Raw genomic sequence first — 22,898 nt, 5'->3', positions numbered from 1 at the left:
CCGGGCGTGACAATGGCGAAAGGTCGATATCGGGGCAAGCGGCGGAGACGACAATAGCGTTGCGAGCTTCGATATCTCTGTCACCGCCTATTCTTCCCTCACCAGTTTCAGAACGAGCTGCTGGAGATTGCCGCCGTCGCTGAATTCGACCTTGTCGAAGTCGACGTTGCGCTGCCGCTCTTTCTTGGAAATCTCGCCAAGCCGCTTCGTCAACTCCACGCGAATCCTGCTGCATTTCGGGTCGTCGGGCACGGAGAAGCCGACGCTCATGGTCTCGATTTCCTTGACCATATCCTTGATGAACCCACCATGCACCCGCTCATGCGCCTCGACGCCGGCAATGAACTTCTGCCAGCTTCTGCGCGTCGAGGCCGGCAATTGTGCCGAGGGTTTCGGCAATGTGTAGGTGATGATCACCTTGGGAATGTTGACGGTGATCATGCAGGCGCCATCCGGCTGCGGCTCGTATTTGCGGGTCCAGGTGAGCTTAAAATCGGTATGGGCGATCGCCCGCACCTTGGGGCCGAGCAACGGACCCCGCTCGCCGATCGAATCATAAAGTTCGGCGCCGGACGTTCCAGTAATTGCATAGGCCTTGATGATCTCGACAGGCTGCCAATCGGCATAGGCAGGCATGGGCAGAAAAGCGATGCATAGCGCCATCGCGGACAATCGAATAGCTGATCTCACAAACTTCCCCGTGCACGCTGCTCTCAAGCGCGGCAAGCTAGCCGGTGACCCCGGCTATTTCAATGAGTGTCAGGCCTCAGAATGCAGAGGTCGACTGCAGCACCTCTTCGGCGTCCTGACGCTCCATATCGAAAACCTTCTTGCCGACCGCAAAGCTGAAGCCGTTGCGGGCGAAGGCGGACAATTCCTTTGACTTGCGCTTCTCATCCAGATCACCGCGCCGAAAGGGGCCGAAGCCGCGCTTTCTGGCAAAGATCACGGCCGCGTGGAGATCGTCGACCTCCTCCACTGCGGCGACGACCGTTTCACTATGTATCCCCTTGGACGCGAGCTTGAAGGCGATGGCTTTCTTCGATTTGCCGGAGCGAGCTGCGGAGCGCGTACTGATTTCGGCGTAAACGACATCATCGAGTACTTTCAGCTCATAGGCGAATTTGACGGCAAAATCGGCAAGCGCTTTGATCTGCGCATCACTGATATCCTCGAATTTCTGTTTCGCCTTTCTGGCGATCGCATCGAACAGCTGCTTCTCGGTCATCATCCGGCGTTCGAGGCGATAGATCGTGGAGTTGCGCGCCCAGGAGAGCATGCGGCTTGTCGGCGTTTCATCCATGAAGGAAGACATTCGGCGAAAGAGGAATCATCACGGAGAATTTTACGCAAGCCAAGTCGTCCAGGCAATGAATGCGCTTGGTTATCATGGGATGATTGGCTATTGTATTGCTGTGGCCTCGACGCTGGAGTGTCGGGCGCCATACGTCATCGACGGTGGAGGCCGTCTCAACCACGACATCGCTATGGATATCGGAGCCCCCGGCTCTGCCGCTCGCTTTTGCGAATCGGGTGCCGTCGCTCCGTCAGAGGAGACAGGAATGGATTATCGCAAGCTCGGCCCAAGCGGGGCCGTCGTAACCGCCTACTGCCTTGGCACCATGACTTTCGGCGCGGAAGCGGACGAAGCCGCATCGCACAAACTGCTGGACGATTACTTCGCCTGGGGCGGAAATTTCATCGACACCGCCGACGTCTATAGCGCCGGCAAGTCGGAAGAGATCATCGGGCGCTGGCTCAAGGCGCGTCCGACCGAGGCACGACAGGCCGTCGTCGCCACCAAGGGCCGTTTTCCGATGGGCAACGGCCCGAACGACATCGGCCTCTCGCGCCGGCACCTCGGGCAGGCTCTGGACGACTCGCTGCGCCGTCTCGGCATCGACCACATCGATCTCTATCAGATGCATGCCTGGGATGCCTTGACCCCGATCGAGGAGACGCTGCGCTTTCTCGACGATGCGGTGCGCGCCGGCAAGATTGGCTATTACGGCTTCTCCAACTATGTCGGCTGGCACATCGCCAAGGCCGTCGAGATCGCCAAGGCGCACGGATACACGCGGCCGGTCACGCTGCAGCCGCAATATAATCTGCTCGTACGCGATATCGAGCTTGAGATCGTCGACGCATGCCTGGATGCCGGCATGGGCATGCTGCCCTGGTCACCGCTGGGCGGGGGCTGGCTGACCGGCAAATACAGGCGCGACGAGGCGCCGACCGGTGCTACCCGGCTTGGCGAGAACCCCAATCGCGGCAGCGAATCCTATGCACCGCGCAACGCGCAGGAGCGGACCTGGGCAATCATCGCTGCCGTGGAAGAGATCGCCAAGGCACGCGGCGTCACCATGGCGCAGGTCGCACTGGCCTGGACGGCGGCGCGGCCGGCGGTGACCTCCGTCATCCTCGGTGCCCGCACGCGGGAGCAGCTTGCAGACAATCTCGGCGCCGGCGAGCTGAAGCTGTCGGAGGCGGAGATGGATAGGCTGAACGAGATCAGCGCACCGCAACCCGCCGCCTATCCCTATGGCGAGAGCGGCAGGAACCAGCGCCATCGCAAGATCGAAGGCGGCCGGTAAAATATAGCTTGGCGGCGAAGAGAGATTGTTCTTCGCCGCCAGCGTTTTCCTTGTCCCAGTCTCGGGCAAGCACAAGGGCTGCCAGTCAGACCAGCGGCGGATTGAGCCTGGCAAAGCCCTCCTGCCGTCGATATGGGAAATAAGGATAGGGCGCGGCCACGGCGCTGACCCGGTCCAGCTTTTCGATTTGCTGCTTGGAAAGCGTCCAGCCCACCGCACCGAGATTTTGTCGCAGCTGCTCTTCGTTGCGCGCGCCGATGATGACGCTCGCAACGGTCGGCCGGCTCAGCAACCAGTTGATTGCGATCTGCGGCACGCTCTTGCCGGTTTCGGCAGCGATCTCATCCAGAGCATCGACGATATCGAACAGCTTTTCGTCATCGACCGGCGGCCCGAAGGATGCCGTTTCGTGCAGGCGGCTTTTCTCCGGCAGCGGCTGACCACGGCGGATCTTGCCCGTGAGCCTGCCCCACGCGAGCGGGCTCCAGACCAGCGCGCCGACATTCTGATCCGCAGCAAGCGGCATCAGCTCCCATTCATAGTCGCGACCTGCAAGCGAATAGTAGACCTGATGGGCGACATGGCGCGCATATGAATGCCTGTCGGAGACGGAAAGCGATTTCATCAGCTCCCAGCCGGCAAAATTCGAAGCGCCGATATAGCGGATCTTGCCCGCCTTCACGAGACCGTCAAGGGTGGAAAGCGTCTCCTCGATGGGCGTCGAGGCATCGAAGGCGTGCAACTGCAGCAGGTCGATATAGTCAGTGCCGAGACGATGCAACGCAGCGTCGACCGATTTGATCAACCGGGAACGCGAAGCGCCCCAATCACCCGGTCCATCCCCCATCGGCAGTGCAGTCTTGGTCGAAATCAACACGGCGTCGCGCCGGCCCCGGATCGCCTGACCGAGCACCTCTTCGGAGGCGCCGGCCGAATAGACATCGGCGGTGTCGAAGAGATTGACGCCCGCCTCGAGGCAGATATCGACGAGACGCCGCGCCTCCGTCGCGTCCGTCGAACCCCAGGCGCTGAAGAGCGGCCCGCTGCCGGCAAATGTGCCGGCTCCGAAACTGAGCACGGGCACTCTCAAGCCGGAAGCACCAAGATTTCTGTAATCCATCGTCTGTCTCCTTTGGTTCCCCTCATAGATAGACGCTTCGACAGTGATGATATAGATTGCCGGAAAGAAACTGATTTGTGATTTCAATTCATCATGAGCCGTCAGGACATCAATCGTTCCGGTGAAATGGAGGTCTTCGTCCGCGCCGTCGAACTCGGCGGCTTCACCGCCGCCGCTAAGGCCTGCGGCATGACCCCTTCAGCCGTGAGCAAACTCGTCGCGAGGCTAGAGAAGCGTCTCGGCGCGCGTCTCATCAATCGCTCGACACGGCGCCTGCTGCTGACGCCCGAGGGTTGCGGCTTCTATGAGCGCAGCGTGACGATCCTCGCCGATATTGGCGAGGCCGAACGCCATGCTTCGGCAGGCGAGCAGGTTGCGGGGCATATCCGCATCAACACCAGCGGCTCGTTCGGCAATCATGTGCTCGCTCCACTCGTTCCCGCCTTCATCGCGCTATATCCTGATGTCTCGCTCGAGGTCTTTCATACCGATCGGATCGTGGATCTGATGGAAGAGCGGGCAGATGTCGCAATCCGCGCCGGCCCGCTGAAGAGTTCCAGCCTCACCGCCCGCAAGCTCGGCGCGACGCGTAAGATGATCGTTGCATCGCCGGATTATCTACGGCGGCATGGTGTGCCGCGCTCACCCGCAGAGCTTGAAAGGCACTGCCGCATCGGCTTTTCCTATTCGCGGGCGATCGAAGACTGGCCCCTTCAGTCCGGCAGCCAAATGATGACACTTCCGGCGACGCGCAACCTGCTGGTTGGCGACGGCGAAGCCATGCGCCACCTTGCGCTTGCGGGCGCCGGGATTGCGCGCCTCGCCGCCTTCACGGTCAAGGCCGATCTTGATGCCGGCCGGCTGCTTCCGGTGTTGGAAGAGCTCAACCCGGGCGATGTCGAGGAATTCTACGCCGTCTATATCGGCCAGGGTGGCCCCCTGCCGGCGCGGGTGCGGGCGCTCCTGGAGTTCCTGCGCGAGAATGTCAGGCTATGAAAAGGCGATGCGGCCCCTGAGGTCGCATCGCATCGATTGGTAGTCGCGCCAACGTGGCGACTTAGGCAGTCGGCTGCCGGGTCTTGCGCAGATAGGGCAATACCGTATCGAACGAGCCGAACCGGCTGATGGCGTCCTCGTTGGAAACGGCGGCGGTGATGATGACATCTTCGCCCTGCTGCCAGTTTGCCGGCGTCGCGACCTGGTGCTTGGTCGTCAGCTGGATGGAGTCGATGGCGCGGAGAATTTCGCCGAAATTGCGCCCGGTCGTCATCGGGTAGGTAAGGATCAATTTGATCTTCTTGTCCGGGCCGATGACGAAGACCGAGCGAACAGTGGCGTTGTCGGCGGGCGTGCGCCCCTCGGAGCTTTCGCCGGCACCGGCCGGCAACATGTCATAGAGCTTGGCGACCTTGAGGTCCTTGTCGCCGATCAGCGGATATTCGACCTCGAAGCCGGTCGCCGTCTTGATATCGCTCTTCCACTTTTCATGACTTTCGACCGGATCGACGGAAATGCCGATGACCTTGACGCCGCGCTTGGCGAATTCCCGCTCCAGGCCTGCCATCGCTCCGAGTTCGGTCGTGCAGACGGGCGTGAAGTTCTTCGGGTGGGAGAACAGAACGGCCCAGCCGCTGCCGATCCAGTCGTGGAAGTGAATTTCCCCTTGCGTCGTCTCTGCGGTGAAATCGGGAGCAATATCGTTGATACGCAAGCTCATTACCCTACCTCCAAAATGTGATCCTCGTCGCATGCCTTGGATTGCGAGCAAAGGAAACGGTCAAAAAGTCGACCGCACAATGGCGTCGAATGGCTCTCATGGGAAGCCCCTCTTTCAAGGGAGCGCCGTGATTGCAAGAGCAAGTCCTTGCGGCCGGCGATGCCTCGTGCGCGCCTTCAGCATTTCCAGAAACCCGTAGCCGCTTGGCCATCGTCCAAACCCGCTGGCGATATTGATGTGCCCGGCAAGGCCGATGTTGCGGACATCGGAATTCCAGAGCCGGCCGAACATGGTCAGGCGGTCGAGCCTCATATAGATGTCGTTGAGGCTGCCGATCGTGATACTAGGGAAAGGCAGCGCCTCCGTCGGCATCGTGCCGAAGGAAAGATGGCCGACGTGAAGCGTCTCGGTTGCGGGAATATCGCAAGGGGCGACGAGAAGTGCTCCTTTGACCCTTCGCGCAGCCGGGCGACCTGCCAATCTCGCGGTCAGCAGGCAGCCCAGGCTATGGGCAACGATATAGGCTTCGCCGGCCTCTTCCAGCGCCGCCTCGAGGCTTTCCATCCAATTGCCGAGATTGGGATAGTCCCAATCGTCTTGCTCCACGAGCCGAACATCGGGATGATCCTGCAGCCAATAGCGTTGCCAATGCCCCTCGCCCGATCCGAACAATCCGGGCACGATCAGCACTCTGCTCATGATACCCTCGCAGCCGATTTCAGCGAGAACCGCAATCCGCGACACGAAACCAAGGGCGTGCCCCTTCAATACCAGGGCGCCGGCGTGGAGCACCAATAATAGAGCTCATACTCGCGCGCGGAAGGCTCCCGGCCGTCGCTTGCGATCGGCGCCCCTTGTACGGGCACAAGCCCATCCCTCTTTCTATCCAACGGAAAGAAGCCGAAAATCGTCTTCAGGCGACTGATGATACTAGATCTCATGCAACCCTCCATCTCGTTGAATTCCAGGCTTAGCGCTTGCAGATCGAACCGCCTTTCAGGCACTATTCCGCGGCAACCAGCATCCTCACCGGATGCGGAAAGAAGGCGGCAAGCTCGCCGACGACTTCATTGATCCGGTTGGCGAGCGGCTCCGAGGAAACCTTGTAATCGGTGAAATCGCGATCCGAGGCATAGACCGCAGTCGGCAGCGTGTGGGCCATGAAGAAACCGAAGAGCGGCCGTAGTTGGTGCTCCACCATCAGCGCATGCCGGTCGCCTCCGCCCGTCGCCGTGATGATGATCGGCTTGGCGCGCAGTTCATGAGGATCGATAAGGTCGATGAGATGCTTGAAGAGCCCCGGATAGGATCCCTTGAAGGTCGGCGAACCGATGATCAGCGCATCCGACGAGACGATATCGTCGATGACGCTCTTGGCTTGATCGTCAAGATCCTTGCGCCATTGCGCTGCGCCGAGCGAGGGACCGACATCGTGCAGGTCGTAGACCTTGCTGGCAAATCCATATCGGTCGCTCGCCAGGCCAGCGACGGTCCGAACCAGCGCGGAGGTCTTTGATGGCCGATTGAAGCTGCCGGCGATGCCGACGAGTTTAGGGGCGCTCATTCTTATTCCTTTCCGAGCGTCGGGCACGCATTTCGATAATGCGAATATTGTCCACAAAATTGGTAGATTAAAAGAAACCACGATCTCTCGTTGGTCGCAAAACCGAAAATATCTTCCCTGCCTGTAGGAGCTGCCCGTCCCGGTTGATACAAAATGCGCGATGCCAAGCCATTTCACTCACATCGCCGAAAAACTTGTCTCGCGGGGCTGGGCGAAAAAACAAAGCACGCTATCTGAGGCACATGAGCGTGGAGGAATATAATATCAGGTCTGTGGAGGAGACAGCCCGGCACAAAGGAAGAGGTTTGCGATGCCCAATTCGGTTCTGAATGCCCTAGGACAGCCGCTTTACTACAGCGATACGTCGACGGGTTTCTTTTCGGCCACCGGCTCCGGCCCTACGCTCCACGGCACCGCCGGAAATGATTCCATGTGGGGTGACAACACCGTCAACGTGACGATGATGGGTGGCACCGGCGACGATATCTACTATCTCTATTCAAGCATCAACCACGCCTACGAGGCGCCCAATGCCGGTGTCGATACCATCAACACCTGGATGGACTACACCCTGCCGGACAATTTCGAAAATCTCACGGTGACCGGCAACAACCGCCATGCCTATGGCAATAGCGCCGACAACATCATCACAGGCGGCAGCGGCAGCCAGACCATCGACGGCGGCGCCGGCAACGACGTGCTGACAGGCGGCGGCGGTGCCGATACCTTCATCGTCACCAAGGGCAACGGCAGCGATCTCATTACCGACTTCAGCACTGACGACAAGGTGCGCCTCAACCAATACGGTCTGACTTCCTTCGATCAGGTCGTCAGCCATACCAGCCAGGATGGCGCCAACCTGCATCTCGATCTCGGTAACGGCGAAAGCCTGGTCTTCGCCAACAAGACGGTTGCCGATCTGCACGAAAATCAGTTCCAGCTCGGATTGGACAGATCCTTGCTGACGCAAACCTTTTCAGACGATTTCAACGCGCTCTCGCTGCACGAGGGAACACAGGGCACCTGGGATGCGAAATATTCCTGGGCACCGGACAAGGGCAGCAGCCTGAACGACGAGCTGCAATGGTACATCAACCCGTCCTATGCGCCGACGGCATCGGCAAATCCGTTTTCAATTTCATCCGACGGTGTTCTCACCATCACCGCGAAACCGACGCCCGACGCATTGAAGACAATCACCGAGAACCATAACTACACGTCCGGCGTACTGACCACCCATTCCTCCTTCTCCCAGACCTACGGGTATTTCGAAATGCGCGCCGAGATGCCGCATGACCAGGGCGTCTGGCCGGCCTTCTGGCTGCTGCCGGAGGATGGCTCCTGGCCGCCGGAACTCGACGTGGCGGAAATGCGCGGCCAGAACCCGAATACGGTCAACGTCACGGTTCATTCGAATGCCACCGGCGAGCACACGATGACGTCCATTCCAGTGGAAGTGCCGAGCACCGACGGCTTCCACAATTACGGCGTGCTCTGGGACAAGGATCAGATCACCTGGTATTTCGATGACGTCGCCGTCGCCCATGCCGCCACGCCCGCCGATATGCATGGTCCAATGTATATGCTTGTCGATCTCGCCGTCGGAGGCCTGGCGGGCACGCCGTCGGACGGGCTCCAGCACGGATCCGAAATGAAGATCGACTACATCAAGGCCTATTCGCTGGACGACCATGCAGCGCAACTCGCCGCCTCGGCCCAAACAGCCCATACGTCGGATTGGCATATCTGAGAAGATCAAGGGTGCCTCACGGCGGCACCCTAATCCTCCTTGAATGCCCGCCTGATCTGATCGGTCATCGGCTTCGTCAGATAGGCCAGAATGCTTCTTTGGCCTGTCTGCATGAAAGCCTCCACCGGCATGCCGGGCAGCGGCGTCAGTTTCCCCAGCCGGTCCCATTCCTGTTTCGGCGCCCTTGCCCGCACGATATAATAGCTCTGGCCCGAACGCTGATCGATCGCCAGATCCGCTGAGACCGTCTCCACATGCCCGTTCAGCTCCGGCGTAATCCGCTGATTGAAGGCGGGAAATCGCAATGAGACCGGCTGCCCGACAGCGATCTGATCGATATCCTGCGGCGCGAGCTTCAGCTCGGCCACGAGCGCATCCTTGTCGGGGACGATCTGCAGGATCGCTTCGGCCGGCGAGATGACCGCGCCTTCGGCATGGATGCCCAGCTGATCGACGATGCCCGCCTGCGGCGCCCTGATGTCGATCCGCTTCAGATCGTCCTCGGCGGCGACCAGGCGTTCCGAAAACTGGCCGGCATCACTCTCCGCCTGTCGCAATTGATCGGAGACCTGCGAGCTCTGATCGGCATCGATCTGAAGGATCTGCAGTTCGGTTTCCGCGATCTTGCCCCTGGTCTGGGCAATCGACGATACGAGATTGCCGAGATCGCCGTTCAGCGAGGCGCTTTCCCGCTGCAGCGAATACACCTTCGTCGCCGAAATGATGCCCTGGTTGAGCAGCCCCTCGAGGCTGCCAAGCTCCTTGCCGATCAGCGCAATCTCGCTCCGCTTGCCCTGCTCCTGCGCCGTAAGCCCCTCGATCTCCTGCTTCAGCTGCTGAATTCGTTCGCGCAGCTGCGATTTCTGGCCCTCGCGTGAAGCCTCCCGGTCTCGAAAAAGCCGCCGCTCACCGTCCAGAATGGCCCCGACATCCTCGTTGCCGGCAGCAGTGAGCAGATCGGCCGGAAAGGCGATCTCATCCTTGCCGTCGCGCTCGGCGACCAGACGCGCCGTGCGCGCGGACAGTTCGCTGAGGCGCTTGCGGATGATGGCGAGATTGGCTCTGGTTTGCGTGTCGTCTAGCCGCAGGAGCACCTGGCCTGCACCGACATGATCGCCGTTCTTCACGAAGATCGCGCTCGCGATACCGCCCTTCAGATGCTTCACCGGCTTCACGTAGCTGTCTACAACCAGGCTGCCGGAAGCAATCACCGCGCCGGAAATCTTCGTTGCGGCCGCAAGGCCGCCCATGACGCCGAACAATAGCAGGATGGCGGCCACCACGAGCAGCGACAGACGGCGGATGGCGCGTTCGGTTGAAGGTGATGCGCTGTCGTTCATCCTCATACTTCTCCGCCAGCAATCGCAAGGGCTGCCGTCTCGACCTGCTTGGGCGGGGCGCCGAGTATCTCCTTCTTCGGCCCGAATGCCTGCATCTGGCCGCCGGCAACGATCATCACCTTGTCGGCGGCGGCAAGCGCACTCGGCCTGTGAGCGATGACGATGGCGATGCCGCCCCGCTCCCGCACGCCCGTCAGCGCGGCGGTCAGGCCCGTCTCTCCTTCGGCATCCAGGTTAGAATTCGGCTCGTCCAGGACCACCAGGAATGGATCCCCGTAAAGCGCGCGCGCCAATGCGATGCGCTGCCTCTGGCCGGCCGAAAGCCGTGAGCCGCCCTCGCCGATCACCGTATCGAATCCATCGGGAAGCTTGACGATCATGTCGTAGACGCCGGCAGCCTTTGCAGCTGAGATGACCGGCTCGGGCTCCATATTCTTATCGAAACGGGAAATGTTGTCCGCAATCGAGCCGTCGAAGAGAGCGACATCCTGCGGCAGATAGCCGATATGCCGGCCAAGTTCGTTCGGCTCCCATTGCGATAGCGCTGCCTTGTCGAGCCTGATGGTGCCGATCGCAGCCGGCCAGAGACCCGTGATCGCGCGCGCCAGCGAAGACTTGCCCGATGCACTCGGACCGATGACGCCCAGCACCGTTCCCGCCGGTACTTTGAACGAGACGTTGCGCAGGATGAGATCGCGGCCGCCCGGAGAGGCAACGCTGATATTCTCGACGCTGAGTTCGCGCGCCGGTGCCGGCAGGGTGAGAGCATGCTGCTCGGCAGGTGCGACATCGAGGAGCGCCGCAAGCCGCGCCCAGCCCTGGCGCGCGGCAACGAAGCCCTTCCATTGACCGATCGCAAGCTCGACGGGTGCCAGCGCCCGCGTCACCAGGATCGAGCTCGCGATGATGATACCGCCCGTCGCCTCCTGACGGATGACAAGGATCGCACCGACCGCCAGCACCGCGGATTGAAGCATCATGCGCGCCATCTTTGCCGCGATCGTCAGCGCTCCGACGATGGAGCCGGCAGCCGCCTGATGCTTCAGGTAATCGTCATTCATGACAGCCCATTTCTCGGTCAGCCGGCCGGCAAAACCCATTGATATCGCGGCCTCCCAGTTTCGCCGTGCCGCCTGGGCGAAGCCGAGACGCAGGGCGGAGGACTTGGCGGCCTCCAAGGCCGGCCGTCGCGACAATATTTCCGCGAGCAAGGTTATGCCGACGAGCAGGATGGCGCCGCATAGGGCCGTGACGCCGATCCAGACGTGGAACAGGAAGCAGAGGATCAGGTAGAAAGGCATCCAAGGCAGGTCGAAAAGCGCCGTCGAGCCGCTGCCGGACAGAAACGAGCGGATCTGCTCGAGATCGCGAACCGATTGCAACCCGTCATCCGATGTCTGCCTTTGAGTCGGCAGGAACAGGAGCGAGCGGAAGACCTTTCGGTTCAACCGCTCATCCAGCGACGTGCCGATGCGCGCAAGCAGCATCGAACGCAGCAGCTCCAACACTCCCTGGAAGAGGAACAGGGTTGCGACGATGATGACGAGTCCCGATAGCGTCGGCAGGCTGCGGCTGGGAATAACCCGGTCGTAGACCTGCAGCATGAAGAAGGAGCCGGTCAGCGCCAGCACGTTGATACCAGCACTCGCAAGCGCAATGCTGAAGAAGGCCTTACGCAGAGACGACAACATCAGCGAGACGAATGTTTGCGGCGGTTCTTTCGGGACGGCAGGCACTTCGCTTTGATCCTCAATATCGGCCGTCGCGTGCGGCAGGGGTTTGCGCGACGTTCGTCGGCACCGCCTCCCGCTCGGCGCCTCGAACCTGTAAATTGGCCGGCGATGACTTCGTCACCATTTCCGCTTCGCGCCTAACCTTCGGCGATTCCACGCAATTTAGGAAGTCGAAATCTGCCCCGGCTTCAGTCTCGGTGAACTCAATCTTAGCATTGAGCCCCTTGTCCTTTTACGGGACAGCTGTGCCATCAGATGGGGCAGGAACATCTGCCGGCAAGATGAGCCGGCCTTCATATCAGGATTGGCAGGCGGTTTCTTGCAGCCGCCTGCCATATCGACACCTAGTCGAATTTCTCGGTCGCGTCCGCCTTGCCCTTGACCCAGTAGCCGGATGCCTTGATCCAGCTCAGCGGATAGCCGCGTTCTTCGACGAAATAGGTCCGCAGCGCACGCGTCACCGAGGCTTCAGCGGCAATCCAGACGAAGGTGCCGGCCGCGAGCTCGACCGATTGGAGAACGGCCATCAGCGCAGACGCGTCGGTCGCCTCCGACAGGGGCCGATGCGCCCAATGAGTCTCCAGCTGGGCGTCGGTTTGAAAGATCTGGTGCTCCGCAGCGTCCGCAACCGCCATGATGGCCGTGATCCGCACATCGCTGCCGGCCTCCTCGATGCGACGGCCGATGGCCGGCAACGCCGTCTCGTCGCCGACGAGCAGCCAATTCTTGACGTCGTCGGAGATTACAGCAGAGCCGCGGGGACCGCCGATCTCCAGGCTGTCACCGGGGCGGGCGCCGAGTGCCCATTGAGTGACAGGTCCTGCTTCATGAATGGCAAAATCAATGACGAGCGTGCGGGCATCGGTATCGTAGCGGCGAGGCGTATAGTCGCGCCGCACCATCTCTTCGCCAGGGCCCGGCACGAGAACCTTGATGTGATCGTCGGGCGCCAGGCTGACAAAATCGGCAAGGTCTTCCCCGGCAAGCTCGATGCGCAGCATGCCGGGCGTGATCTTTTCGACGTTGGAGACGGTCAGGGTACGCCGCTTCAGCTCATGGCGCACACGCTCGATCTTCGGAACCGAACTATTCAGATTTGAGGTTTGGGGGTTATCCATCTGTGTCCCTTCGAGGCTCTTAAACCTTGATCCGCAGGACATAGCCGCGCAGACCGAAGCCGCAGAGCCGTTCGATCATACGCGTTGAGTGACGTTAACGCTTACGTGGCCGGGCGACACCCGGCCATTTCGGGTTCCTCTATAGGAGAAGAATGCGCGGCGCGCAATAAAAAGCTTCAAACGAAACTCAAGTTTATGGCATAGGAAACACGCGGCCATCGACCAGTTTTCGCGCTGTCCTGACCGTTCCCGCCCCATTGATGGCCGCCCTCGTCGTGGTCCAGGAAACCTCCATCAGGCCCGCCGGATGTTCGATAAGAGATGACATCGGCCAGGCAGTATTTGTCTTCGTCCGTCAGGCGCAGCGGATAGTCGCCGAGGTCGAAGCTGATGAGATCGTAGACGCCGAGCGCCTTTGCCGCCTTTTCCGATTCCGCCCGTTGCGCTGCCTTGACCCGCTCCAGCGTCATGCCCGGCTGCTTCCGGAGCTTTGCCGACTCACCGCGCTCGTCGAGGGACAGGCAGACGACGGTGACCTTATAGCCCGCTCCGCATGCAGCGCGATACGAAGTCAGCAGCATGCGCGCTGATAGCAAGTGCCGTCTTTTCTTCCGACATGGGAAACTCCTTCCGAACGACAGCGATTTCACGCCGCGCGGCGTGGTTTGCCAATTCGGATCTCGTGCCCTGGCGATAAGTTTTGGCTATAGCAACCCGCTCTGTCGAACGTATTCAGCCTTCCCGACCGCACTCGAAAGATCCAGGCCGGCACGGCCTCATCAAAGTCGTGCCGGCCCTTTCGATTACTGGAGAGCCTTTTCCATCACCCGCGCCAGACGCTCGGCGAAAGCGCGCGGATCGGCCGGCTTGTCACCATCCAGCACGCGCGCCTGATCGAGCAGCAGGAATGCCGCATCGTCGCGCAGCGACGGTGCATCGACCTTGGCGGCGATAGCCTTGACGACCGGGTGATCCATATTGATTTCCAGGATCGGCTTGGCGCCGGACTGCAAGCGGCCGGCCCCCTGCAGGATCTTCTCGAGCTGCCGGTCGTAACCCTGTTCGGAAGCGACCAGGCAGACAGCGCTTTCGATCAGGCGATCGGACGCGCGCACGTCCGACACCTCATCGGCAAGCTTTTCCCTGGCGAAATCGATGAAGGCCTGCACTTCGGCGGGAGCACTCGCATTTTCCGCCTTGTCTTCGTCCAGCTTTTTGAACTGCGCGAGATCGGCGGAGCCCTGGGTGATCGACTTGAAGCTCTTGCCCTCGAATTCCGGCGCATTTGTCACCCAGAAGCTGTCGACGGAATCCGTCAGCAACAGCACTTCGATGCCGCGGGCGCGGAAACCTTCGAGCTGAGGCGATGCCTTCAGCTGATCCAGGCTGCCGCCGACGAGATAGTAGATCGACTGCTGGCCTTCCTTGGCGTCCTTGACGTAATCGGCAAGCGAACGGTAGCCATCGCCGGAGGCGGTGGTGCGGAAGCGCGACAGCGCCAGCAGTTGCGTGCGCCGCTCGAAATCCTCGTAGAGGCCTTCCTTGATCAGGCTGCCGAAATTTTCCCAGAGCTTCAGGAAAGCATCCTGGTCGCTTTCAGCCAGCTTCTCTATCGCCGTGATGATACGGTTGGTGACACCCTTGCGGATCGCCGACAGGATCGCGCTTTCCTGGATCATCTCGCGCGAGACGTTGAGCGGGAGGTCGTTCGTATCGACAAGACCGCGCACGAAGCGGAGATAGCGCGGCAACAATTCCGCCTCGTCGGTGATGAAGACCCGCTTCACATAGAGCTTCATGCGGCCTTTGCGATCCGGATCGGAGAGATCGAATGGCTGCGAGCCCGGCACGAAGGCGAGGGCGGAATATTCGTGGCGGCCTTCGGCGCGGAAATGCACCGTCAGCGCCGGCTCGTCATACTGGCCGGAGACGCCGCGATAGAAATCCGTATATTCCTCGCTGGTGATGTCGTTCTTCGACTTGGTCCAAAGCGCGGTGCCGTCGGTCAACTGCGTGGGCTCGGCGCCGGGCGCCTCGGCGATCTTGATCGGTACCGGCACATGGCCCGACTGCTCCTTGACGATGCGCTCCACCGTCCAGCGCGATGCATAGCTCTTGGCATCGTCCATCAGATGCAGCGTGATGCGCGTGCCGCGAGCGGGAGCCTCGGCCACATCGATCGGGGCGACGCTGTAGCCACCCTTGCCGTCGGATGACCAGAGCCAGGCTTCCTCCGCGCCGGCGCGGCGGGAGGCGACGTCAACCCGGTCGGCGACCATGAAACAGGAATAGAAGCCGACGCCGAACTGGCCGATGAGCTGCGCGCCTTCGCCCTGCTTGTTGGCCTCGATGCGCTCCATGAAGGCGCGCGTGCCCGAGCGGGCGATCGTTCCGAGCGCCTCGATCAGCTCGTCGCGGCTCATGCCGATGCCGTTGTCCTCGACGACGAGCTTGTTGCCGTCGGCATCGAGCGTCAGCAGGATGCGGCTGTCGGGGTCGTTGGCGAGCAGCGCGGGCTCGGCGATCGCCTCATAGCGCAGCTTTTCGCAGGCATCGGCCGCGTTCGAGATCAGCTCGCGCAGGAAGACGTCCTTATCCGAATAAACCGAGTGAACCATCATATGCAGAAGGCGGGCAACGTCAGCCTCAAAGACGTGGCTCTCAGCGGTGTTTTCTGCGGTGGTTGTCATGTGCGTCTAGTCTCCTGGGAATATTGAAAGTCGCGCCGAACAGGTGGCGGAAGATGAGGCAAATTTCAAGCGGGCGTTGTCGCTTCATACGCTAGCGGCCAGATGATTTTCGCTCTCATTCGACACAACCGTCCATCCGGCAAATGTTCCGGCCGCGCGACCCGCAGCGTCGCCCGCCAGCCGGTCGCGGCACCTGCCGTACCGATACCCGCGGGATCGTCGACACATGCCTTGCGACCGCGGCCGAGTGGGTGTAGCGAACACCCCATGGCGATTGTAAATCAACGGTTATTTTCATTTATTGTATCGGAGCGGCTGCCGGTTAAAATCGTCGGCCATAAATGCAGCCTTGCCTTTGCCTTGTTTCAGCCCTATGTTAATAATGTCGATCTTGCTTGATGATCTTTGTTAACGCGGAAGCGTAGCCGAATTTTCTTTCAATTTTGGTCGTGATACTGCGGCAAATGGTTTGCCGCGGAGCGAAATTCTATGTCTAATTGAAAGGAAATTGTCATGAGCTCTGGAACTGTAAAGTGGTTCAATAGCGCCAAGGGTTTTGGCTTCATTCAACCTGAAGACGGCGCAACGGATGTGTTCGTTCACATTTCCGCTGTGGAGCGCGCAGGTATGAATTCTCTCGCCGAAGGCCAGAAGGTCGATTACGAACTGGTTCGCGATCGCAAGACCGGCAAGAGTTCTGCCGACAATCTCAAAGCTATCTGATTGTCATTCGTCATGCTGACCACGGATGTACTGGCAGCAAAGATCGAACTGGCAGGGAAAGGTCGGGTAATGCCCGGCCTTTTGTATTTCTGCGGCCCATCAGCGAGGGGATGCCATGAGCAGAATGAAGTTTTCGGCTGGAGACGTAGTGGTCTTGAAAGCGGATCTCACTCGGCTGAAAGCAGCCCCAAGGACATGCCGCATCATAAGCATGCTCCCCTCCGACTCCGCCGAGGCATATTATCAGGTTCGCTTCACGCATGAGAGCTTTGAACGCCGCATCTCGGAGGCGGACATCGAGCAGCTTTGCGCGGATCCAGTTGCCGACAGCCAAAACTCCACATCCGCAAGACCGGAGCCTTGGCTGAAACCCCTTACCGCGGGAGGCAAAAAACAAGCCTTCAGATAGGGCGCGGAGCGACATGCTGTGCGCTACGGAAAGGTATGATTTGCAAGTTTTTGTAAAAGACAATGATATTGATCAAGCATTGCGCGTACTGAAGAAGAAGATGATCCGTGAAGGCATTTTTCGCGAAATAAAAGTGCGTTCAGCCTTTGTGAAGCCATCCGAGCAGCGTATTCAAGAGAAAGCGCAAGCCATTCGCCGGCACCGCAAGCTGATGCGCAAGAAGCTACAAAGAGACGGTCTGCTGCCCAAGAGCACCCGAAGCCGGACCCAAAGTCGTTAATCTTCGACAACCCTCCCCAATTTACTGCTGTGCGCGAAGGAGCGATCATGACAGCCACCAAGGACCAATTCTTCAAGAAGGCTGCGTCTCTCACCAACGACAAAGCCGCGACCACCACCAGCATGGCAAAATCCATCGTGGCGGCGGAAAACTCCGCCCGGGAAAAGAAAACCGAGGCGCTGCGAACTCTTCGCCTGCAACAAGAAGCCACGGAAGAACCGAAAACGGCCACCTTGGTAAAGGAAAGAAAAAAGCCCATCCGGCGTGGCCGGGCGTGACATTGCGGGAGAATATCGCCTAACCATTAAGGGACAAGGCAATCTCGCCTGCGCGCGCTAGAAGCCCAGGCGTTCACGTCTTTCCATGTCCTTGACATTAAGAATGGCGCAATAGGCCTTTGCTTCCTTCTCAGTCAGAACGTTCAGTATCCAATGCGTGGGCTCCGCAGCCCTTCCCGTGAAGACATCGTACACTGTCCAGGTACAATCACGCTCCTCACGAACGCTGTATCTGAATGTAAGCTTCGACATGGGCCACCGAGAAGGATGGGGGCGGAGCAATTTCCGTGTCGCATCGATCTCAAGTAGTTTATCAGCCATTTAAGTTTCGGAGAAGACGGATACTCATCATCTCCTTAGCTGCATCGAAAAAACGTCCGGAAACTCCCTATGGACGCCTAATAAATCGAAATAAATTTCTCTAGTACTTGCATTCGACGGAATGACACCCCACACCCATGAAGTAACATTGCTGGTGAGCGCTAACGAAATTTGACGCTCGCGATGTTTTAGTCGTTTTCCTCTTTTGACCACGGATGTACTGGCATTGGTGCGAGGGCGATGTGAGGAAGGTCGGCGCGGTTTCGCTCCGGCCTTTTTTGTTGCCGGCAGCTCCAGGAGGCAACATGAGTGCATTTAGAGTCAATCGGTCAGAGCAGCGCTTGTCCAGAGCCGAAAAAGCGGCGATTGCCACGAATGATTCAGCACGGACCATCATTCAAAACGAAGTCGTTGCACGTGAAAGCAAGACAGAGCGCCTTCGCCAGGCAAGATTGGCCAAGGAAGTGTCGGACCCATCCGTTGAGAAGCCGAAGCAAAAACAGGGGCGCAAGCTGAAAGGCTAGTTGACCGTCAACGTCCGAATTGGAAAAGACGACCGCGACGCTTTTCTAAGCATTTGATTGGCTGCGAACGTCAACCCCATTCACTGGCGTTGCAAGTCCGGGACATTCCGCAGAGAAGTCGGAATATGCTCGCCCTATATTCGGAACCCGAGAGCGCTGGGCGCTCCCCGCCATAGGCTTGACTTATTGCACTCAATATGAGAACATAAAGTGAACATATGGAGATGTCCATGACCAAAGCTGAACAAGTCATTGAGCGTGCCATGACCTTTGTCGCGGTCTCGAAGGCACTTCGGGAGCGCGAGCAGGAGCGGCTCGCCAATTGGAAACGCCGCGTCGACATCAGCCGGCCGCTACCACCCTTGCCGCGTGCCGTTCAGCTTTCATTGAAACTTGATAGCTGAAGCGGCAGGCGTGGTAACAGCACCCGGCCGGCTGTGAAGCGCCCGCCGGAAGGCGGGCGCTTCACTCTTCGGGGGATCTTTAAGCCTTGAAGAACGCCAGCAGATCCGCATTGATGATATCCGCATGCGTGGTCGCCATGCCGTGCGGAAAGCCTTTGTAGACTTTCAGCGTGCCGTTCTTCAGCAGCTTGATGGACAGAAGGGCCGCGTCCGCAATCGGGACGATCTGGTCATCATCGCCATGCATGACCAGCGTCGGCACCTCGATCTTCTTCAGATCCTCAGTGAAGTCCGTTTCCGAGAAGGCCTTGATGCAGTCGTAATGCGCCTTGGTGCCCCCCATCATGCCCTGACGCCACCAATTATCGATGACGCCCTGCGAAACCACCGCGCCGGGGCGATTGAAGCCGTAAAACGGTCCTGACGGAACGTCGCGGAAGAATTGCGCGCGATTGGCGGCAAGCGCCGCGCGGAAGCCATCGAATACCTCCAGCGGCAGGCCACCGGGATTCTTGTCGGACTTGACCATGATCGGCGGCACGGCGCCAATCAGCACCGCCTTGGAAACCCGGCCATGACCGCCATACTGCGCCACGTAGCGGGCGACTTCGCCACCGCCGGTCGAATGGCCGACGTGAATGGCGCCTTTCAGGTCGAGATGCTCCGCGAGTGCGGCCACGTCGGCAGCATAGGTATCCATCTCGTTTCCGGTCGCCGTCTGGCTCGAGCGCCCGTGGCCGCGGCGATCATGGGCGATAACGCGGTAGCCCTGATTGAGGAAAAAGAGCATCTGGGCGTCCCAATCGTCCGAGCTCAGCGGCCATCCGTGATGGAAGACGATCGGCTGGCCTGTTCCCCAATCCTTGTAGAAGATCTGAGTTCCGTCCTTGGTGGTGATCGTGCTGCTGCTCATTGTGTCCTTACCTTTCGAAGATTGCTTTGCAGAAGCTTGTGCAGGTTGAGCGAAGGGCATGACGGCGGCGGCGGCAAGGCCTAGTCCGGCGGTCATAACGCCACGACGGGTAGCTTGATTGATCGACTGGCTCATTTCAATCTCCACTTATAATATATTGCGCGATTTATTATCGCAACATCATTATGCATAGAGCACTTGCCACGCGTTGTCTACAAAAATTTATCTTACGATTATATCGCGCGATAAATAATTATAGAATGCTCCGCGAAACCCGATCGGCCCGCGCTTCCCCGGAAACCAGGATCATTGCACGATTGTACGCCAAGACTATTGCGCGGGTTTGTCGACGAAATGCGAAATCGCGAATTCCGCCACTCTCCCATTCGACTTCCTGGCATCCTCGAGCCAGAATGGGAAAATCTGCCACTGGTGAATCATGCCAGGCCAGATTTCCAGGGCCACGTCTCCGCCCGCCTGCCGCACCTTGTCCGCCAGCCGTACACTGTCATCCAGCAGCGTCTCCCGCGAACCCACCTGGATCAGCAGGGGTGGAAAGCCGGCCAAATTGGCATAGAGCGGCGATATCTCGGGATCGACCGGTGATCGGTCGGCAACATAGGCATTGTGGATGATGGTCAATTCCTCCTTGCCCATGAACGGGTCACGGGAAGCGTTTGCAACCAGTGACGCCCCCGTCGCGGCGAAATCGGTCACCGGGCTCATGGCAACCACTGCCGCGGGAAGCGCTCCTTTGAGGCGAAGCTGGTTCAGGATAATCTCGATGGCCAGGGTTCCGCCGACCGACTCTCCCGCAATGACAATGTTTCCGGCCTTGTATCCTGACGACAGGAGCCAACGATAGGCCGCCACCGCATCGTTGATCTGCGAGGGAAAACCGTGTTCGGGCGCGAGACGATAGTCGATGAGCAGCACATCGGCAGACGCCCCCTTGGCAAGCGAGGCGGCAATATTGCGGTGTGTCCGCAGCGAGCCGCTATAAAAGCCCCCTCCATGCAGATAGAGAATGGCACGCCTGCCGATTCCATAATGCAGCCGTGCCGGCCAGATCAGATCGCCGGCAACGCCGTTGGCGTCAACGCGGCGAATCTGCACCCGCGTCGGATCCGGCGTCGCTGCCATCAGATTCTCGAAGTCGGCACGCCGCTGCAACAGGTCCTTGTCGGCCATGGCACCGCTGTCGCGCAGCGCTTTGATCAGCTTCTCGATCTGCTCACCCGATGCCTTCGTCTGCTGCCCGACCTCAAGCGCGTGAGCTTCTGATGCCGGCAGCATCAGCGAGAAAACCGCGGCGACCAGAATGTTCATCGCCATGGCAAAACGGGGAATGCAGCGAAATGATCGGAACTTGTTCATCAGAATAGCCTCTCGCCCACCACAAGGCCGCACACGACATCGTGATGCCACGGTCGCAGAAATGCTGTTCCTGTCAAGCATGAGAGGCTACGTGAAATCAGGATCCTGTTCGCCCGATTGGGCATCGTCACCTCGATGGGATTGTCGCTACGATCAAAAGTCAGATCGTGTCCTTATCGACGTTCCATTTCAGCGAGGTGACATCGCTTGCGCACAGGATCGGCGCTCAACCGGCCTGATGCCGGCGAGCCGCGAGACGAGCCATGATGGCCTCCCGGGCCGTCCGCGAGCCGGCAAGCCGCCGTTTCGTCTCGATCAACACATCGGCCGGCGCCTCCTCCGGCGATCCGGAGTGAAACGGCGGTGCGGGCGCGTATTCCAGCGAAAGCTGGATCGCTTCCGCCTCCGCCTGATCACGCAGGGCCGCAACGATGGTCAGTCCGAAATCGATGCCCGCCGTCACGCCGCCCGCGGTGAAAAGATTGCCGTCCCGGACGACCCGTCCAGGGGTCGCGATGGCGCCGAATTCCGCCAGGAAATCGCGCGCATTCCAATGGGTCGTCGCCTTCCTGCCCTTGAGCAGACCGGCGGCGCCAAGAACGAGAGAACCTGTGCACACCGAGGTTATGAAGCGTGCCTGAGCCGCCTGCGCGCGGATAAAGGAGAGAACCGTCTCGTCTTCGAGCAGCGCATTGACGCCGCTGCCCCCCGGCACGCAGATCACATCGAGGGACGGGCACGCCGCAAAGCTCGTCGTCGGCTGCAGCACCAGCTTGGTGGCGGAGACAATCGGAGACGTATCCTTCCAGACGAGGTGAACCTCCGCACCTTCCATCGACGCAAATATCTCGTAAGGGGCGGTCAGGTCGAGTTGCTGGACGCCCGGAAAGGCGAGCAGGCCGAAGCGAACGGTCATGGTGGATCTCCTATGGTTGACTTCGACCAGCCTATGCGATCACAATCTGGCGTATTTGCCAAACTCCCGTCATTTTGTGCCAATCATGCGCCACATCGAGATACTTGCCTTTGACAACGCCCAACTGCTCGACATAGCCGGTCCGCTGCAGGTTTTCACCAGTGCCAATGAGGCGGCAATCGAAAGCGGATTGCCAAGGCCCTATGAGGCAGTCGCAGTCGCGACGGACGCGCAGACCAGGACCAGTTCAGGCCTTGTGCTGACGACTTCGCCACTCAGCGACGTTGGCGTCCCGCTCGACACCTTGATCATCGCCGGCGGCTGGGGCGTCAACAAGGCATGCGAAGATCAGGCCCTGGTCGAGTGGGTGCGCAGGCGGTCGGCAAGCGCCCGGCGAACCGCCTCCGTCTGCAGCGGCGCCTTTCTTCTTGCCGAAGCGGGACTTCTGGACGGGCGACGCGCGGCGACCCATTGGAACCGCTGCGAGGAATTCTCAAAGCGCTTCCCACAAGTGAAACTGGAGCCGGATCCGATCTTCGTGCGGGACGGCGACCTATGGAGCTCGGCGGGCGTGAGCGCCGGCATCGATCTGGCCCTCGCTTTGGTCGAAGACGACCTCGGCCGGAAACTGGCACTTTCCGTCGCCCGCGAGCTCGTCGTCTTCCTGAAGCGGCCGGGCGGCCAGGCGCAATTCAGTTCAGCATTGCGCCTGCAGGAAAGCGGCGAGCGCTTCGACCAACTGCATGCCTGGATCATGAGCAATCTGCGCGCGGACCTCTCTCTGCCCGTTCTCGCCGAACGGGCGAATATGAGTGCGCGCAGCTTTTCCCGGCATTACCTCAAGGCGACCGGACGCACGCCCGCAAGGGCTGTGGAGGATATCCGCACCGAGGCGGTGCGGCGTCTGCTGGAAGAGGGACTTACGGTTCACCAGGCGCGCATCCGTTGCGGCTTCAGCTCGGAGGAAACCATGCGGCGCAATTTCCTGAGAAAATTCGGAACCACGCCACAGGCGTTCCGCGATCATTTCGCCTAGATCGACCTGCATTCCAGGTCGCGGCCGGCGGAATCCGCAGAGCGCCGTTGTCGCTTGTTTATTATCGTCCTTGGGATCGTCCGAAGCGGTA

The 22,898-nt window shown here is 59.9% G+C and carries 23 protein-coding genes and 1 pseudogene; 9 read left to right on the top strand and 15 right to left on the bottom strand.

What is annotated here, in order from left to right; all coding sequences use genetic code 11:
- Positions 1 to 87 precede the first annotated feature (87 nt).
- Entirely contained in the window at positions 88 to 663 is a 576-nt protein-coding gene (locus FHT28_RS21795; RefSeq protein ID WP_168597421.1) for a DUF922 domain-containing protein, read from the bottom strand.
- A gap of 103 nt (positions 664 to 766) precedes the next feature.
- Positions 767 to 1,303 carry a recombination regulator RecX gene (recX, locus tag FHT28_RS21790; protein WP_047638464.1) on the bottom strand — a complete coding sequence of 179 codons (537 nt, stop codon included), beginning with the start codon at positions 1,301 to 1,303 and terminating at the stop codon, positions 767 to 769.
- A gap of 259 nt (positions 1,304 to 1,562) precedes the next feature.
- Between recX and FHT28_RS21785 the strand changes: the two genes are divergently transcribed.
- Positions 1,563 to 2,594: an aldo/keto reductase gene (locus FHT28_RS21785; RefSeq protein ID WP_047638574.1), complete on the top strand. Its 1,032-nt coding sequence runs from the start codon at positions 1,563 to 1,565 to the stop codon at positions 2,592 to 2,594.
- A gap of 85 nt (positions 2,595 to 2,679) precedes the next feature.
- On the opposite strand, the gene FHT28_RS21780 is transcribed toward FHT28_RS21785, so the two are convergent.
- A complete protein-coding gene (locus FHT28_RS21780; RefSeq protein WP_168597333.1) occupies positions 2,680 to 3,714 on the bottom strand; it encodes an aldo/keto reductase in 1,035 nt (344 codons plus the stop codon).
- A gap of 93 nt (positions 3,715 to 3,807) precedes the next feature.
- On the opposite strand from FHT28_RS21780, the gene FHT28_RS21775 reads away from it, so the two are divergent.
- Positions 3,808 to 4,710, top strand: a complete 903-nt coding sequence (locus FHT28_RS21775) for a LysR family transcriptional regulator (RefSeq protein ID WP_168597332.1) — start codon at positions 3,808 to 3,810, stop codon at positions 4,708 to 4,710.
- 61 nt (positions 4,711 to 4,771) lie between these two features.
- On the opposite strand, the gene FHT28_RS21770 is transcribed toward FHT28_RS21775, so the two are convergent.
- From FHT28_RS21770 to msuE, 4 genes are all read right to left on the bottom strand, one after another.
- On the bottom strand, positions 4,772 to 5,431 hold the full coding sequence (locus FHT28_RS21770) for a peroxiredoxin (RefSeq protein ID WP_037192372.1): 660 nt from the start codon (positions 5,429 to 5,431) through the stop codon (positions 4,772 to 4,774).
- Positions 5,432 to 5,545: 114 nt separating this feature from the next.
- Complete coding sequence (locus FHT28_RS21765; RefSeq protein ID WP_168597331.1) at positions 5,546 to 6,130, bottom strand: alpha/beta hydrolase; 585 nt, start codon at positions 6,128 to 6,130, stop codon at positions 5,546 to 5,548.
- Positions 6,131 to 6,195: 65 nt separating this feature from the next.
- Positions 6,196 to 6,372: a hypothetical protein gene (locus FHT28_RS21760; protein WP_245297462.1), complete on the bottom strand. Its 177-nt coding sequence runs from the start codon at positions 6,370 to 6,372 to the stop codon at positions 6,196 to 6,198.
- Between the two features lie 62 nt (positions 6,373 to 6,434).
- Positions 6,435 to 6,995, bottom strand: coding sequence for an FMN reductase (msuE, locus tag FHT28_RS21755; protein WP_168597330.1), 561 nt, complete (start codon positions 6,993 to 6,995; stop codon positions 6,435 to 6,437).
- A gap of 310 nt (positions 6,996 to 7,305) precedes the next feature.
- Between msuE and FHT28_RS21750 the strand changes: the two genes are divergently transcribed.
- Entirely contained in the window at positions 7,306 to 8,745 is a 1,440-nt protein-coding gene (locus tag FHT28_RS21750) for a family 16 glycosylhydrolase (protein ID WP_168597329.1), read from the top strand.
- Between the two features lie 29 nt (positions 8,746 to 8,774).
- On the opposite strand, the gene FHT28_RS21745 is transcribed toward FHT28_RS21750, so the two are convergent.
- The 5 genes and pseudogenes from FHT28_RS21745 to htpG form a co-directional block, all read right to left on the bottom strand.
- Positions 8,775 to 10,085 carry an HlyD family type I secretion periplasmic adaptor subunit gene (locus FHT28_RS21745; RefSeq protein ID WP_168597328.1) on the bottom strand — a complete coding sequence of 437 codons (1,311 nt, stop codon included), beginning with the start codon at positions 10,083 to 10,085 and terminating at the stop codon, positions 8,775 to 8,777.
- A gap of 2 nt (positions 10,086 to 10,087) precedes the next feature.
- Positions 10,088 to 11,821 carry a type I secretion system permease/ATPase gene (locus tag FHT28_RS21740; protein WP_168597327.1) on the bottom strand — a complete coding sequence of 578 codons (1,734 nt, stop codon included), beginning with the start codon at positions 11,819 to 11,821 and terminating at the stop codon, positions 10,088 to 10,090.
- A gap of 341 nt (positions 11,822 to 12,162) precedes the next feature.
- Entirely contained in the window at positions 12,163 to 12,936 is a 774-nt protein-coding gene (locus FHT28_RS21735; RefSeq protein WP_168597326.1) for a siderophore-interacting protein, read from the bottom strand.
- 320 nt (positions 12,937 to 13,256) lie between these two features.
- Positions 13,257 to 13,554, bottom strand: a pseudogene (locus FHT28_RS21730) (PIG-L family deacetylase); the annotation flags it as partial.
- A 185-nt stretch (positions 13,555 to 13,739) separates the two neighbouring features.
- Positions 13,740 to 15,626, bottom strand: a complete 1,887-nt coding sequence (gene htpG, locus FHT28_RS21725) for a molecular chaperone HtpG (RefSeq protein WP_168597325.1) — start codon at positions 15,624 to 15,626, stop codon at positions 13,740 to 13,742.
- Positions 15,627 to 16,139: 513 nt separating this feature from the next.
- On the opposite strand from htpG, the gene FHT28_RS21720 reads away from it, so the two are divergent.
- From FHT28_RS21720 to FHT28_RS21700, 5 genes are all read left to right on the top strand, one after another.
- A complete protein-coding gene (locus tag FHT28_RS21720) occupies positions 16,140 to 16,349 on the top strand; it encodes a cold-shock protein (RefSeq protein ID WP_037192391.1) in 210 nt (69 codons plus the stop codon).
- A 449-nt stretch (positions 16,350 to 16,798) separates the two neighbouring features.
- Positions 16,799 to 17,038 (top strand): 30S ribosomal protein S21, encoded by a 240-nt coding sequence (gene rpsU / locus FHT28_RS21715; protein ID WP_168597324.1) that lies wholly within the window; start codon positions 16,799 to 16,801, stop codon positions 17,036 to 17,038.
- 47 nt (positions 17,039 to 17,085) lie between these two features.
- Entirely contained in the window at positions 17,086 to 17,316 is a 231-nt protein-coding gene (locus tag FHT28_RS21710; RefSeq protein ID WP_037192396.1) for a hypothetical protein, read from the top strand.
- A gap of 626 nt (positions 17,317 to 17,942) precedes the next feature.
- On the top strand, positions 17,943 to 18,161 hold the full coding sequence (locus tag FHT28_RS21705; protein WP_037192400.1) for a hypothetical protein: 219 nt from the start codon (positions 17,943 to 17,945) through the stop codon (positions 18,159 to 18,161).
- 230 nt (positions 18,162 to 18,391) lie between these two features.
- Complete coding sequence (locus FHT28_RS21700) at positions 18,392 to 18,565, top strand: hypothetical protein (RefSeq protein WP_168597323.1); 174 nt, start codon at positions 18,392 to 18,394, stop codon at positions 18,563 to 18,565.
- 79 nt (positions 18,566 to 18,644) lie between these two features.
- Here the strand turns inward: FHT28_RS21700 and FHT28_RS21695 are convergent, their stop codons facing one another.
- The 3 genes from FHT28_RS21695 to FHT28_RS21685 form a co-directional block, all read right to left on the bottom strand.
- Entirely contained in the window at positions 18,645 to 19,478 is an 834-nt protein-coding gene (locus FHT28_RS21695; RefSeq protein ID WP_173411936.1) for an alpha/beta hydrolase, read from the bottom strand.
- Between the two features lie 330 nt (positions 19,479 to 19,808).
- Complete coding sequence (locus tag FHT28_RS21690) at positions 19,809 to 20,807, bottom strand: alpha/beta hydrolase (RefSeq protein ID WP_246704922.1); 999 nt, start codon at positions 20,805 to 20,807, stop codon at positions 19,809 to 19,811.
- A gap of 274 nt (positions 20,808 to 21,081) precedes the next feature.
- Positions 21,082 to 21,771, bottom strand: a complete 690-nt coding sequence (locus tag FHT28_RS21685) for a DJ-1/PfpI family protein (protein WP_037192406.1) — start codon at positions 21,769 to 21,771, stop codon at positions 21,082 to 21,084.
- An 85-nt stretch (positions 21,772 to 21,856) separates the two neighbouring features.
- Between FHT28_RS21685 and FHT28_RS21680 the strand changes: the two genes are divergently transcribed.
- On the top strand, positions 21,857 to 22,807 hold the full coding sequence (locus tag FHT28_RS21680) for a helix-turn-helix domain-containing protein (RefSeq protein ID WP_168597320.1): 951 nt from the start codon (positions 21,857 to 21,859) through the stop codon (positions 22,805 to 22,807).
- Positions 22,808 to 22,898: the final 91 nt, after the last annotated feature.

The sequence above is a fragment of the Rhizobium sp. SG570 genome (genome assembly GCF_012275345.1).
GTDB classification, from domain to species: domain Bacteria; phylum Pseudomonadota; class Alphaproteobacteria; order Rhizobiales; family Rhizobiaceae; genus Rhizobium; species Rhizobium lusitanum.
Note: the sequence above shows the minus strand (reverse complement) of the source record. Positions and strands in the feature narration are given on the sequence as shown.

Bases quoted from the DNA above. Each gene is read 5' to 3' on its own strand.
- FHT28_RS21795 (WP_168597421.1), bottom strand. From the start codon at position 663: ATGGCGCTATGCATCGCTTTTCTGCCCATGCCTGCCTATGCCGATTGG.
- recX (WP_047638464.1), bottom strand. From the start codon at position 1,303: ATGGATGAAACGCCGACAAGCCGCATGCTCTCCTGGGCGCGCAACTCC.
- FHT28_RS21785 (WP_047638574.1), top strand. From the start codon at position 1,563: ATGGATTATCGCAAGCTCGGCCCAAGCGGGGCCGTCGTAACCGCCTAC.
- FHT28_RS21780 (WP_168597333.1), bottom strand. From the start codon at position 3,714: ATGGATTACAGAAATCTTGGTGCTTCCGGCTTGAGAGTGCCCGTGCTC.
- FHT28_RS21775 (WP_168597332.1), top strand. From the start codon at position 3,808: ATGAGCCGTCAGGACATCAATCGTTCCGGTGAAATGGAGGTCTTCGTC.
- FHT28_RS21770 (WP_037192372.1), bottom strand. From the start codon at position 5,431: ATGAGCTTGCGTATCAACGATATTGCTCCCGATTTCACCGCAGAGACG.
- FHT28_RS21765 (WP_168597331.1), bottom strand. From the start codon at position 6,130: ATGAGCAGAGTGCTGATCGTGCCCGGATTGTTCGGATCGGGCGAGGGG.
- FHT28_RS21760 (WP_245297462.1), bottom strand. From the start codon at position 6,372: ATGAGATCTAGTATCATCAGTCGCCTGAAGACGATTTTCGGCTTCTTT.
- msuE (WP_168597330.1), bottom strand. From the start codon at position 6,995: ATGAGCGCCCCTAAACTCGTCGGCATCGCCGGCAGCTTCAATCGGCCA.
- FHT28_RS21750 (WP_168597329.1), top strand. From the start codon at position 7,306: ATGCCCAATTCGGTTCTGAATGCCCTAGGACAGCCGCTTTACTACAGC.
- FHT28_RS21745 (WP_168597328.1), bottom strand. From the start codon at position 10,085: ATGAACGACAGCGCATCACCTTCAACCGAACGCGCCATCCGCCGTCTG.
- FHT28_RS21735 (WP_168597326.1), bottom strand. From the start codon at position 12,936: ATGGATAACCCCCAAACCTCAAATCTGAATAGTTCGGTTCCGAAGATC.
- htpG (WP_168597325.1), bottom strand. From the start codon at position 15,626: ATGACAACCACCGCAGAAAACACCGCTGAGAGCCACGTCTTTGAGGCT.
- FHT28_RS21720 (WP_037192391.1), top strand. From the start codon at position 16,140: ATGAGCTCTGGAACTGTAAAGTGGTTCAATAGCGCCAAGGGTTTTGGC.
- FHT28_RS21710 (WP_037192396.1), top strand. From the start codon at position 17,086: ATGACAGCCACCAAGGACCAATTCTTCAAGAAGGCTGCGTCTCTCACC.
- FHT28_RS21705 (WP_037192400.1), top strand. From the start codon at position 17,943: ATGAGTGCATTTAGAGTCAATCGGTCAGAGCAGCGCTTGTCCAGAGCC.
- FHT28_RS21700 (WP_168597323.1), top strand. From the start codon at position 18,392: ATGACCAAAGCTGAACAAGTCATTGAGCGTGCCATGACCTTTGTCGCG.
- FHT28_RS21695 (WP_173411936.1), bottom strand. From the start codon at position 19,478: ATGAGCAGCAGCACGATCACCACCAAGGACGGAACTCAGATCTTCTAC.
- FHT28_RS21690 (WP_246704922.1), bottom strand. From the start codon at position 20,807: ATGAACATTCTGGTCGCCGCGGTTTTCTCGCTGATGCTGCCGGCATCA.
- FHT28_RS21685 (WP_037192406.1), bottom strand. From the start codon at position 21,771: ATGACCGTTCGCTTCGGCCTGCTCGCCTTTCCGGGCGTCCAGCAACTC.
- FHT28_RS21680 (WP_168597320.1), top strand. From the start codon at position 21,857: ATGCGCCACATCGAGATACTTGCCTTTGACAACGCCCAACTGCTCGAC.